The organism is Ottowia thiooxydans, assembly GCF_040548795.1.
Taxonomy (GTDB): Bacteria; Pseudomonadota; Gammaproteobacteria; order Burkholderiales; family Burkholderiaceae_C; genus Ottowia; species Ottowia thiooxydans_A.
Map to the genome: position 1 here is coordinate 260,569 of NZ_JBEPSH010000003.1, position 12,897 is coordinate 273,465.

The following is a 12,897-nucleotide window of genomic DNA, read 5'->3' on the forward strand; positions in this document are numbered from 1 at the left end:
ACACAGCCATATTGTACACATTACTTAATCTTGTATACAAGATTGATGCTCTGCATTTTATTCCACGAGATTGCACTCATCAAAAGCTGATCTCCAACCGGCGAATCAGTAGGCGGAAAGCACCTTCGCGCACTTCAGTGCGCCGCACAACGCGAGAGAACCGAAGGAAAAGAGTGGGAATGAGGGGTTAACTGTCGGTCTCGCACTATTCGCACATGGAGAAAGGACGAACGCAGTAACTGCCAGCCCTCAGGCAATTAGCGATCATGGAACGTCAGCGGCGCGCTTTGTCAGCCAGGAGCGTTGATGGGGGCGTTTGAAAGGACGGGCTGCGCTGGGTGTGGAGACTTTTGAGGTCTTTAAATGGATTTGGGCAGCTTCTTCCAGCCGCTGAAACGGACTCTCAGGACTTGTTCACATATCCTAGGCGCTTCATCGCCGCGGAAATCGACACTGCGGCCTTGTCGTACCCGTCCCAAGGAGCGTTTCCCTGACGCAACCTCTCGTCTACTGTTTCAATGCTCCAGTGCGCGCCGCCGGTAAGTTTGCCAAGCTCTGCCCACTTTACGGGCACTGAAATGCCCACACCGGGACGTGCACGCGCAGACCAGGCACTTACCGTGGTGGCACCCCAGCCGTTGCGAAGATAGTCCACGAAAATCTTTCCTACGCGGTTTCGCGGGCCGCTCTTGGCTACAAAAAGGTGCGGAATGGTGTGCGCCAGGTGTTGCACCGCAGCCTGGGAAAAGCCCTTGACCGTGTCCCAATCGTGCAAGCGCTTGATGGGCACCACCACGTGAAGTCCCTTGCCTCCGCTGGTCTTGAGGAATGCGGGCAAGCCCAGTTCCTTGAGCAGCACGGCGACCAACTGGGCAGATTCCTGTACTTGCGCCCACTCTACGCCCTCGCCCGGATCGAGATCCAAGGTCATCCGGTCGGGTCGGCCAATCTTGTCCTTCTTTGCATTCCATGTGTGAAATTCGATGACGTTCATCTGTGCCGCGAACAGCAGGCCTTCTGGACGGGCCACTTCCAGCATGGGGGGGTGTTCTGGCGATAGATCGGGGTCCAACTGCGCGACACCCGCCATGTGACCTTTGTCGAGGTGCTTTTGAAAGAAAAGCTCCCCCTTAACGCCTTCGGGTGCACGAACGAGGGACACCGGCCGCGCTTTGAGATGCTCCATCATCAAAGGCGCTACTTTGGCGTAGTAACGCACCAAGTCGATTTTCGTGATGCCTGTCGACACGTCTATAACGCGCTCGGGGTTCGACACCCGCAGGGACGCTGGAAGTGATGCACCCTTATCTTCAGACTGCTTCATGTCCGCTTTCGGCAAGTGTTGAGGTTGTTCGCGAGTAATGGATTTGGCCGGCTTGTCATCACGCAAGCCGTGAAACACCGAATGACGGACACGGTTCTCTTTGGTCCATTCGGCAAAAGACACCTCTGCCATCAGTTTGGGTTGAACCCAATGCGCTTTCCTGCCAGCTCCTCGAAGATTGATGGATACAGAATCTGCAAATGGATTCTGATCGGTCCTCAATGCGCCCAGCTTCTCCCGCAACGCTTTCAGACTGCGTTCATTGAAGCCTGTCCCTACATTCCCTGCATATTGCAGCGATCCATCATCTGTATGCACACCGAGAAGCAGTGAGCCAATACCCGTTCGCGAACCTTGCGGATCAGTAAAGCCGCCTATGACAAATTCCTGGCGATGGCTGCATTTCAGCTTTATCCAGTCTGCGCTACGGCGAGACGCATAAGGGGCACTCTTGCGCTTACCGATCACACCTTCGAAGCCCAGCTTGCAGGCGGACGCCACGAGATCTCCAGGCCGCGCTTCAAACGCTTCGCTGAATCGCACGCGGTCGGTAGGTGATTTTTCAACTATTGCGCGTAAAAGCTCTCGCCTCTCCACCACGGGGAGCTTACGCAGGTCGCGCCCATCGGCATACGGCATGTCGAAAAGGTAGTAAACAAGACCTTTCGTCCCGCTGCCGTCGAATGCGTTTTGCAAGGACTGAAAGTCAGGGATACCTTGCGAATCCAGCATGAGCACTTCACCATCCAGCCAGCCTGACTTCAACGGCAGACGTTTCACTGCTTTGGTCAGGTCCGGCATCTTGGCCGTCCAATCATTACCGTTTCGAGTGAACAGCTTCACCCCCCCGCGTTCAATGCGAGCCACCAGCCGGTACCCGTCGAATTTGAGTTCCCACAGCCAGTCCGAAGTATCTGCGGGTGGCCCATCTACAAGGGTGGCGAGTTGTGGCGCAAGACTTTCTGGCAGCGCCACCCTGACGGCCTTGGCCTGATCGTGGGAGGCACTGACCAATGAGGCGCGAGCAATCGAAGGCGCGGCTTTCGGCGCCGCGAGCGGTGGTAATGCGGTCACGCTGTCGGGCATTTCCTCAACCACATTGAACTCCGTGGCCGGACGCTCGAACTCGTCGTGCTCCTTGATCAGGAGCCATGGCGGCTGCTTTTCTTCGCCTCTTCCGTGCATGCGCACAAGCGTCCAGTGTCCTTGAAGCTTGTGACCATGGAGGGTGAATTTGAGTTTGCCCTTGCGGTAGCCGTCGGAGGCATCACCTATGGGGACCCAGTAACCGCGGTCCCAGATGATCACTTTTCCTGATCCGTATTGTCCAGGCGGAATCTGTCCCTCGAAGCTGTTGTATGAAATGGGATGATCTTCAACCTGCACCGCCATGCGCTTGTCGGCAGGATCGAAACTCGGTCCCTTGGGAACGGCCCAACTTTTCATGGTGCCGTCCAGCTCCAGGCGCAGGTCGTAATGCAGTCGGCTGGCCCAGTGTTTTTGAATGACGAACTGCAGGGCGTCCATACCAGGCTCGCCGCCCTCTGCAGGTTCAGGAGTTCTAGCGAAGTTTCGCTTCTTCTTGTAGAGCGCGAGCGCGTCAGCCATACCTCATTCCCGCTATCGGCGTGTCAGGCCGCGCGTCGCCCGTTTGGCTTGGCGGTGGATGTTGTCTTGGCAGATGCAGAAGCCTTGCCAGACTTTTTCGCGGGAGCTTTCTTGGCGGCCGCAGTCTTTGCAGGTGAACGCTTTGCCGAGGGCAATGCCGTGACTGAAGCGGACTTTCCTGTGGGCGTCGAGCCCTGCTTTTTAGTCCCCCCGGAGAGGCTACGCTTGAGTAACGAGGTTAAATCCAGCACTTCAGCAGTAGCGGGCGCATCAGCTTCGCTCTCGACCTTGACCACGTTCGCAATGTCGCCAGCTTCGGCCTTCGTTTCAATGAGTTTGTGAATCTCATCGGCAAATGAATTGCGAAAATTATCTGCATCCCATTTCTGGGTCATATCGTCTATGAGTTGCATCGCCATGGTCAACTCTGCCTCTTTGATCCCTGCCGCCTTGGCGTCCACAGGAGGCAAGTTCAATTGCTCAAATGATCGGATCTCCCCGCCCCAGCGCAACAGGTTGAGAATGAGCGCGCGTCCGCATGGAATGAGCACTGCAAGGTGCTGCTTGGTCTGAATGACCACCTTGGCCACACCCACTTTATTGCTTTTCCGGAGCGCTTCGCGCAAAAGCGCATACACCTTTTCGCCGCGCTTCAGAGGCGCCGTGTAATACGGGCGTTCCAGATAGACAAATGGAATTTCATCAGCGTCGAGAAACGCCTCAATTTCGATCGTCTGAGTCGTCTTGGGAAATGCAGAGGCGATTTCTTCCGGAGAGAGCACGACATATTTTCCGTCCTCGTATTCGACACCTTTGACAATGTCTGCAGCAGCGATCTCCTTGCCAGAAACCTTGTTAATGCGCTTGTAGCCCACCGGCTCCATGGAGCGCTTGTCCAGCCAGTCGAAATCAATACCAGAACTCACAGTGGCGGAATAGAGTCCAACTGGTATATGAACGAGGCCAAAGCTGATGGCCCCCTTCCACATGGTCCGGGTAGATGTGGGGGCTTGGCCGTCGTCTGCCATGGCGTTCCCCTAGCCTCTCACTGCCGGTAATGCGCGCCGCAATTCGTCTTCAGGCATACCGAGAGCTTGAGACTCTTCGCGGATTTCGCAAGATCCCCTCAGGTTGATCAGTTCTCGATCACGTGCCGCTTTGCTCCTGTCGTCGCTCATATGCGCCTCCATGCCAAGTCAACAGCGTAGCTCCGCTAGCGGCTGCAGCATGTAGGACGGCAACGATGGGATGAGCGCGTCGAACCTGACATTTTCAGCCTCGGCGCCCCATGCACTTCACTCTACAAAAGGCAGGCGACGCACTCCACCTTGAGTGATCTCGGTGAGTACGCGCTGATGTTCACTCCAGCGTGGCCAATCTGCGCCAGACGGATCACGGGGTACGCCTCCACGCACAAAGCCACCGACAGCCTGGCGCATCTGCCTTCCCACGTCCTCAAATACCTGCTCCGACACCCCTGTCAGCATGGGCGCATCCGCCCAGTCCATTCGATTGCCGAAAAGAAATGGAAGCTCCATGCAATGCGGCGACATCAAATTCGGCAGGCCGCTGGCAACATTGAAACTGTACGCGTACGCACCACGTCCGTTCAGAGAAATAGCCTGAGCAATTTCCGGCACGATTCGACCAAACATCAGCTCTGAACTCGCGTCCACCAACTGCGTATAGGGCGTATGTCCTGGACGCTTGTTCGCACACCGTTCATATACGGCATCAGCGTCTGTCCCAAAGGTTTTCTCAAACCAGCCACGCACCTTCTGTTCGCTGGCGGCAAGTGCCTCCTCAGACCGGAAAAAGAAAGACGCGTTCTCCTCGGCGGTGGAGCCGAGAAGGGTTTCCGACACATGGCAATTGCGCGCAGCTTCTGGTATGTCGAACATCCAGCTGGGCACTACAGAATCTTCAGAGGCGGGTCGAAACGAAGCACTGACATCACCGAATGCCGCGGCAGACTGCATGACCTTCGCCTGGCCGACAAGCACTTGCTCCACCGTTAAGGCTCCGTCGATGGATATCTCACCCGAAACTTCACTGAATAAGCGGCCAAGCGCGTGCATTTCTTCCAGGGTCATAGGCGGTAACCTGGGCAGGCTCATCAAAATATTGCGGTGCAATAGTCCCCGGCTTGCCGGGCTCAGGCCCAACAACCAGGCGTACCAGGCCCCGGCCGACTGACCACCTACCGTTACCTGATCAGCGTTGCCTCCAAAAGCCGAAATGTTCTCTTGCACCCAACGCAGTGCCTGGAGCAGATCACGCACAGGGCGGTTGGCGCCATGGGGTTCAGTCTGTGGGCTCAAGTGTCCAAGGGCGCCCAAGCGGTAGTTCACAGTCACCACCACAATGCCCTCTTCGCGGGCTAATCGCTCCCCGTCATACCAAGGCGCGCTCCCTCCACCCGAGACGAAGGCGCCTCCATGAACAAAGAAGAGAACCGGCAAGGACTCGGCTTTTGCCGGCGCCCAGACATTGACCACGAACGCGTCTTCAGACTGAGGGTTGTCTTTGATGCCCTCGCCCATGACCAGTGCAAGCCGCGAGCGGCTCTGGGGAAACACGGCTGGCAGCTGAGTGGCGTCGAATTCTCCTTGCCAGGGCGCCGTTGCTTTCAAATCTGAAAGGCGGCTAGTGGCGTCGACCCGCTGGCCATAAGGCAAGCCTCGAAATACAGCAACGCCTTCGCGCAATTGACCGCGTGCCTTGCCAGCCTGCAGACGCACTACGGGTTGACCGTTGTCGATTTCCATTTTCAATCTCTTGTAGGTGGAACATTGCGGCTCAGGAAAAAAGCCAGCACCGCGCATATAAAGATAGCGATTGAGACACTCGCAATCACGTTCTGGAGCGAAATGCCTTGCTGTACCAGCCATCCGATGGAACCAGCACAAACGAAGGATCCCAACCGTCCCATGCTGTTGGCCCATCCAGCCCCCGTTGAGCGCACCGAGGTGGGATAGAACATGACGATGACTGCATTGATCACCACAATGGGGCCGCTGATCAGAACGCCCGCTATAAAAATGCTGGCGTTGTACAAAACGCTCTGTGCTGGTGTAGACAAAATCATGGGCATCACAGCTCCAATCAGCAGAGCTATCCAGACCAACTTCATTGGGGAGAGTTTGCGAATCACAATGGCGCCGACCACGGCGCCGAGCAGCCCTCCCGTTTGAAAAAGCGCCGAAGTTTTGGAGGCCATCGCGAGAGATACGCCCGAGGCTTTGAGCATGGTCGGCAAGTAGCTGGCAATGACATAGAAACTGCCGAGAATCAGAAACATCAAGCCCCAGATGAGCATTGAAGTGACTCGAAGATGGGGGCCGAACAAAGCACGCAAGCCACTTCGCTCACCTTGCGCACCCGTCTCAACCAATGTGATCTCTGTGCCCGACGCTGGAGTGATTCCAATCTTGCGCAAGGCTTCACGTACCTTTTCTTGCGCCTTGCCGCTCACCAGCAGAAACTGCGGAGATTCGGGCACCAACAGCAACATCAACGGTAGCACCACCAACGGCGCAATGCCGCCCATCACGAACAGGCCATGCCATCCGATGGTTTCAATCAGTTGACCCGTAAGAATGCCTGCGGCGGCGCTACCGAACAGAAAACCACAGAACACGGCAGACAGGGTAGAAGCTCTTCGTGTGACAGGCAATATCTCGGCCAATAAAGCAGACATGGCCGGCATGGCAGCGCCAATTCCGATGCCTGTCACCAGTCGCCACGCGATCAGCTGGGTCAGCGTGGCGCTCAAGGCGGTAGCAACCGTCGCAACTCCAAAAATAGCGATACCGATCAGCAGCACTGGTTTGCGCCCGCGTCGATCCGCCTGTGGGCCTCCCACCAGATAACCCAACAACAAGCCAAGCATCCCTGCACTGATGGCAAGGGAAATCTGTCCAGGCATGGCACCGAATTGCTCCGCCACCTGAGGGGCGACAAACCCAATGAGGGCCGCGTCAAACCCTTCGATGGCCACAATGACGAAGCAGAGGGCAACAACGATCGCTCTTCGCCACCCGGGCAGCCGGACATTGAGCAAACCATTGATGGGGGTAGAAGAGCGCGGGTGCGCTGAAGAAAGTGTGGTTGTACTCACATCTACCTCTCAAAAGGAATGTCCTGAAGAATCCGTTGCTGAACGCATTCGCGAATGCGAGATGCATCGTAGATGCAATGGAGGTTCAGGAGCCATGCGCGTTCTGCGTATGTCCATGCGAGTTACGCAAGCCGCTATCCAAAGGCGGGTAAGCGCGGTCAACCTATCTATAACTGTGCTCCATGCTCTTTCGCAAAGCCACGATGAACTCGCGCATGGCGCGCGTGCTGCTGCGCTCTCGACGCCACACCGCAGCCAACGGACCGAGTTGCATGTTCAAGGCTATCGGCAGTACAACAATCTCTCCGCGCGTAGCCAGTTGCTGAGCGATGCTGCCAGGCAACAGCCACATCATTTGCCCTTGCATGATCAAACTACGGCCTAACTCCAGGGAGAGAACGCCAACAATGCGCGGACAAGCCAATCCTTCAGCACGAATTCTCTCGTTCAACCATTGATGCATCATGCTTCCGGCTGGGGCAGAAACCCAAGGGTACTGAACGCAGTCCCCAAGCGTGGCTTTCGCGTGGGCTAGTGGATGCTGAGGATGGCACCCTAAAACAACATCGTCCTGGATCAGTTCAACATAGCGGTACTGCGTCCCCTGCATACCGGGAAAACTGCGGCTGATGAAAAGGTCGATCCTTCCGTAGTCAAGCTGCTCGATCAAACTCTCATGCGAGCCGACTTCGATCCCAATCTGCACGCGCGGGGCCACCTCCATGAAACGGGCAATTCCATCCGCCAGTGCCGCGCTGGCATACATTGAAAAGCATCCGACCACCAGATTGCCCGTGCTACCGCTTGAGATCGACTTCAACTCCAACTCAGCTTGGCGCATGTCGCTAAGCAACAGCAGGGCATGCCGGCACAAGGCTGAGCCCAAGTCTGTACACGTCATGCCTTTGGCAGTGCGATCAAACAACCGGCCTTCCACAATTTCTTCGACCTCGGCAACCGCGCGCGACAGGCCAGACTGAGTCATGTGCAGTTGCTCCGCTGCACGTGATAAGTTTCCCAGTTCGGAAACGGCCACAACAACCTCCAGATGCCTCGCACGAAGTTTGCCGCGAAAAGGTGTCATCAGGCCCGTCTCAGGAATAAAGGGCAAGTTTAGCAACAGTAGCGAATCCGCTTGAGACCCTGTTACGTTGGCCCGGGGGTTGCTACGACAGACCAACACTGTGGACGAGCGTGACGAGCGATTCACCAAGTATTGATGATGGCGGCGGAGTGCTGTAGTCAATACGCTCTCCACACGCGAAGGCCGCCAACCCCAGCCGGGCGTCGCTGCTCATGAAAGCCGCTAGGCCTAGCACGGCGTCGCGCCGGAACGCACTGTCCAGCGGTAGATCGGCTAGTACTCGTGCCTCCCGTTTGGGGATGCCGTCTCAGGCCCCCATGCGCTGACGCAAACCCGTACGCTCGGCGATCTCGAAGATCGCCATGCCAACGACCATGGCTGCCACGAACACTGCAGCCTTCACCTCGCCGGAGGCCATGGACACGATGCCTGGCCCCGGGCAGAAGCCCGCCAGACCCCAGCCCACGCCGAAGGTCAGGCCGCCGAGCACCAGTCGCTTGTCGATCTGGTTCGACTTGGGCAGGTGCAAAGCGCCGCCCAGAAAGTTCGTCGTGCGTTGGCGGGCCAGCGCATAGGCGAAGAAGCCAACACTGATCGCGCCGCCCATGACGAGGGCTAAAGACGGATCCCAGACGCCGAACAGGTCCAGGAAGCCGAGCACCTTGGCTGGGTCGGTCATGCCGGAGAGCAGCAGCCCCAGGCCGAACAGCAGGCCCACAAAAAATTCGGTTATGCGGTGCATGTGTGTACTCCTTACAGAACGTGGCGAACCATGAAGACCATGGCGAAGCCCGCGCCCATGAAGGCCAGTGTGGCCACCACGGAACGCGGCGACAGGCGCGAGAGACCGCACACCCCGTGTCCACTGGTGCAGCCCGAGCCGTAGCGCGTGCCCAGGCCGACCAGCAGCCCGGCGGCCACGATGGTGGCAAAGCCCGCATCAATGCGCGGTGCCTGCACAAACCCGGCCGGCGCGAGCATGCCGTACACCAGTGGCGCTGCCAGCATGCCCAGCAGGAAGGCCACACGCCAGCCAGCGTCGCCCGATTTCGGTGGCAACAGACCGCCCAGAATGCCGCTGATGCCCAACACCCGGCCATTGACCAGGATGAAGAAGGCCGCCGCGACACCCAGCAGGATGCCGCCAGACAGTGACGCCCACGGCGTGAAATTGGCCCAATCAATGGTCATGGCTCACTCCTTTTCTTTCGCACAAAACTGTTCGTACAGCACCTGCATCACCGCCAGCACCTCGGTGCTAGACAGCGCGTAGTAGATGTTCTTGCCCTCGCGGCGCGTTTTCACAAGACCCTCGTCGCGCAGCACGGTGAGCTGCTGCGACAAGGTCGGCTGCACGATGCAGAGCAAGGCCTCCAGCTCCCCCACGCGCCGCTCGCCCTGCGAGAGCTGGCACAGGATAAGCAGACGGTCCGGGTTGGACAGCACTTTCATCAGCCGGCAAGCGCGCTCGGCACCCAGGCGCATCTGCTCCAGATCCAGCAACGGAGTTTTCATCGGGTTTCATTCCGGTTCATTGATATGGCGCAAGGCAGCGCCAGCGAATGCTGCAAATATATTGACAGACAATATATATGTCAATATATTATTATTTACTTATTTAAAGGAACTGACATGTCTCCTCTTCCGTGCTCCTCCTCCCATCCCGAAGTGCACGGCATGTTCGATCCCGCCACCTGGACCGTGACTTATGTCGTTCACAACGGCCCGGGGAGCGACTGCGCGGTCATCGATTCAGTGCTCGATTACGACCCCAAATCCGGCCGCACCAGACACGCTTCGGCCGACAAGGTGGTGGAGTATGTGCATGCCCATGACTTGAAGGTGCAGTGGATTCCGGAAACCCAAGCCCACGCCGACCACCTCTCGGCTGCGCCCTACTTGCGTACCCAGTTGGGCGGAAAGATCGGCATTGGCGGGCTGGTCCTGGTGGCGGGTGCAGCCACAAGCACCATCGGCCGGTGGGGCTACGCCCGACCTTAATCGAGCTCAGGTGCTCATTCACGCCGCACCGAATCAAACAATTGCAGACCGAGCTATCAGCGACAATCACACGTTCGCCCAGCAAGCTCCATTCCACACCCAAGCATTGATGACCAAGGGACTACAGAAAGACCTCCAGACCAACCAGGAGGTAGGCAAACTCGACCTGTCGGGGCACACGCCCATGATGCAGCAATATCTGACTCTCAAGGCGGACTTCCCGGACACCCTGCTGTTCTATCGCATGGGCGACTTCTATGAGATGTTCTACGCTGACGCAGAGCGCGTGGCAGAGCTGCTCGACATTACGCTGACTCAGCGCGGGCAATCGGCGGGTCAGCCCATCGCGATGGCAGGCGTGCCGTTTCATTCTGTCGAAGGGTATCTGGCCCGCCTGATCAAGATGGGAGAGTCTGTCGCTATCTGCGAACAGGTGGGTGATCCCGCAACTTCCAAAGGCCCGGTGGAACGCAAGGTGGTGCGTGTAGTCACGCCTGGCACATTAACCGACACCGAACTGCTACCGGAAAAAAGTGAATCCGTCTTGCTGGCCTTGCACCCCGGTCCCCGCAATCGCTGCGGCTTGGCCTGGCTGGCCGTGACCCAAGGCGAAGTACATCTGGCTGAATGCTCCCCAGACGAGCTGGCTGGCTGGATTGACCGTATTGCGCCAAGCGAGCTTCTGGCGGCCAGCGATCTGACACCCTCGTTCGAGCAACGCTTGAAGAGCCTCCGGATGGCCAGCGGCCGCCCCCCTGCCCTCACTTATCGACCTGATTGGCAGTTCGATTCCGCCTTGGGCCGCCGCAAACTGACTGAGCAGCTTCAGACCGCCAATCTGGCGGCCTGGAACGCAGAAGAACTTCCGCAGGCCCACGCCGCCGCGTCGGCTCTACTGGCCTATGCCGAACACACCCAGGGCCGTGCGCTCACGCACGTGCGGGGCCTGCGGGTGGAACGGCCGGACGAGCTGATAGATCTTCCGCAGACCACGCGCAGAAACCTGGAGCTGGTGCAGACGCTGCGCGGTGAGGACGCGCCCACCCTGTTTTCCTTGCTCGACTCCTGTATGACCGGCATGGGTAGCCGTATGCTCAAGAGCTGGCTGCTTTCCCCCGCGCGTGACCGTGCACAGGCTACCGCACGCCACGGCGCGATTGCAGACCTGCAAGCCAACAGTGCATGGCAACGGATTCGTGCCAGACTAAAAGGTACCAGCGACGTCGAGCGCATCACCGCGCGCTTGGCGCTGAACCAAGTCCGTCCTCGTGAGCTGGTGGCGCTGCGAAACGCCATTCAGAATCAGGACTTGTTGACACTGCTGCCAACGGGGTCCGGACCGCTTTTGAACCAGATATCCGAAGACCTGGCACCGCCTACCGAGGCCGCAGGCCTTTTGCAGATGGCGCTTCTGGATGAGCCCTCCAGCATGATCCGTGACGGCGGCGTGATCGCTGCGGGCCTGGACGCCGAACTGGACGAGCTGCGCGCCATTTCCAGCAACTGCGACGCCTTTCTGCTGGAGCTGGAAACCCGCGAGCGCCAGCGCACGGGCATTGCCAACCTGCGGGTGCAGTTCAACAGGGTGCATGGTTTCTACATTGAGGTGACGCAAGGCCAGGCGGACAAGGTGCCAGCCGATTACCGGCGCCGGCAGACCCTGAAGAACGCGGAGCGCTTCATCACGCCAGAGCTGAAAAGCTTCGAGGACAAGGCGCTTTCCGCACAAGAGAGAGCATTGGCGCGCGAGAAATGGCTTTATGAGCATTTGCTGGCTGAACTGCAACCCCATGTCGCCCGCCTGACCCGTTTTGGCCGCGCCATTGCCGGCCTTGATGCGCTGTGTGCCCTGGCAGAGCGATCTCTGACACTGGGCTGGTGTGCACCCCAGTTTGTGCGAGAGCCTTGCATTGAGATTCGCGGTGGCCGCCATCCGGTGGTTGAAGCGCGGCTGAAAGAGACTACCGGCACCCCATTCATTCCCAACGACACCCTGCTGGGCTTGAAGGGCCGCATGCAGGTCATCACTGGCCCCAACATGGGCGGTAAAAGCACCTACATGCGCCAGGTGGCCTTGATCGTGCTTCTGGCAGCCATGGGAAGCCATGTTCCAGCGCAGAGTTGTCGCCTGGGCCCCATAGATGCCATTCATACTCGAATTGGCGCCGCAGACGATCTGGCCAACGCGCAATCGACCTTCATGCTGGAGATGACCGAAGCGGCGCAGATTCTGCACACCGCCACACGCGCTTCGCTGGTGCTGATGGACGAGATTGGCCGTGGCACCAGCACTTTCGATGGCCTGGCCCTGGCCACAGGCATTGCGGCTCATCTTCATGACAAGACACAGTCGTTTGCGCTGTTTGCCACCCATTACTTCGAATTGACGGAGTTTCCTGCCGCGCACCACGCGGCGGTCAACGTCCACGTGAGCGCTGCAGAATCCGGCGCAGAAATTGTGTTCTTGCACGAAATCCAGCCCGGACCCGCCAGCCGCAGCTATGGCCTGGAGGTGGCCCGCCTGGCGGGAGTGCCGCAGGCCGTGCTCAACCATGCCCGCCATGCCTTGGCGGCCCTGGAAGACGGGGCCAACCAAAGCCGTGCACAGATAGATCTTTTTGCGCCCCCACCCGCCGCCATCCCAACCCTGACCAGCGCCTTAGAATCGGCATTGGACAAGATCAACCCCGACGCCTTGAGCCCCCGCGAGGCGCTTGAGGCCCTGTATTCGCTCAAAAAAATCTCAACCGCCGTGTGACC

Annotated in this window: 9 protein-coding genes and 1 pseudogene; 2 read left to right on the forward strand and 8 right to left on the reverse strand. The window is 58.3% G+C overall.

Translation table 11 applies throughout. The annotated features are described in order from the left end of the window. Positions 1-403 precede the first annotated feature (403 nt). The 8 genes from ligD to ABIE13_RS08090 form a co-directional block, all read right to left on the reverse strand. Positions 404-2,932: a DNA ligase D gene (gene ligD, locus ABIE13_RS08050; RefSeq protein WP_354442617.1), complete on the reverse strand. Its 2,529-nt coding sequence runs from the start codon at positions 2,930-2,932 to the stop codon at positions 404-406. A gap of 23 nt (positions 2,933-2,955) precedes the next feature. Further along, positions 2,956-3,960: a Ku protein gene (locus ABIE13_RS08055; protein ID WP_354442618.1), complete on the reverse strand. Its 1,005-nt coding sequence runs from the start codon at positions 3,958-3,960 to the stop codon at positions 2,956-2,958. A 267-nt stretch (positions 3,961-4,227) separates the two neighbouring features. Next, complete coding sequence (locus ABIE13_RS08065) at positions 4,228-5,700, reverse strand: carboxylesterase family protein (RefSeq protein WP_354442620.1); 1,473 nt, start codon at positions 5,698-5,700, stop codon at positions 4,228-4,230. Between the two features lie 2 nt (positions 5,701-5,702). Further along, entirely contained in the window at positions 5,703-7,052 is a 1,350-nt protein-coding gene (locus tag ABIE13_RS08070; RefSeq protein WP_354442621.1) for an MFS transporter, read from the reverse strand. Positions 7,053-7,215: 163 nt separating this feature from the next. Continuing rightward, on the reverse strand, positions 7,216-8,136 hold the full coding sequence (locus ABIE13_RS08075; protein WP_354442622.1) for a LysR family transcriptional regulator: 921 nt from the start codon (positions 8,134-8,136) through the stop codon (positions 7,216-7,218). Between the two features lie 307 nt (positions 8,137-8,443). Continuing rightward, on the reverse strand, positions 8,444-8,878 hold the full coding sequence (locus ABIE13_RS08080) for a DUF6691 family protein (RefSeq protein ID WP_354442623.1): 435 nt from the start codon (positions 8,876-8,878) through the stop codon (positions 8,444-8,446). Between the two features lie 11 nt (positions 8,879-8,889). Beyond that, positions 8,890-9,327, reverse strand: a complete 438-nt coding sequence (locus ABIE13_RS08085; protein WP_354442624.1) for a YeeE/YedE family protein — start codon at positions 9,325-9,327, stop codon at positions 8,890-8,892. Between the two features lie 3 nt (positions 9,328-9,330). Beyond that, the gene (locus ABIE13_RS08090) at positions 9,331-9,651 is read right to left on the reverse strand and encodes an ArsR/SmtB family transcription factor (RefSeq protein WP_354442625.1); all 321 of its coding nucleotides are present in this window, start codon (positions 9,649-9,651) and stop codon (positions 9,331-9,333) included. A gap of 162 nt (positions 9,652-9,813) precedes the next feature. Between ABIE13_RS08090 and ABIE13_RS08095 the strand changes: the two are divergent. Both ABIE13_RS08095 and mutS read left to right on the forward strand, forming a co-directional pair. Next, positions 9,814-10,080, forward strand: a pseudogene (locus tag ABIE13_RS08095) (MBL fold metallo-hydrolase); the annotation flags it as partial. 166 nt (positions 10,081-10,246) lie between these two features. Next, positions 10,247-12,895, forward strand: coding sequence for a DNA mismatch repair protein MutS (mutS, locus tag ABIE13_RS08100; protein ID WP_354442626.1), 2,649 nt, complete (start codon positions 10,247-10,249; stop codon positions 12,893-12,895). Positions 12,896-12,897: the final 2 nt, after the last annotated feature.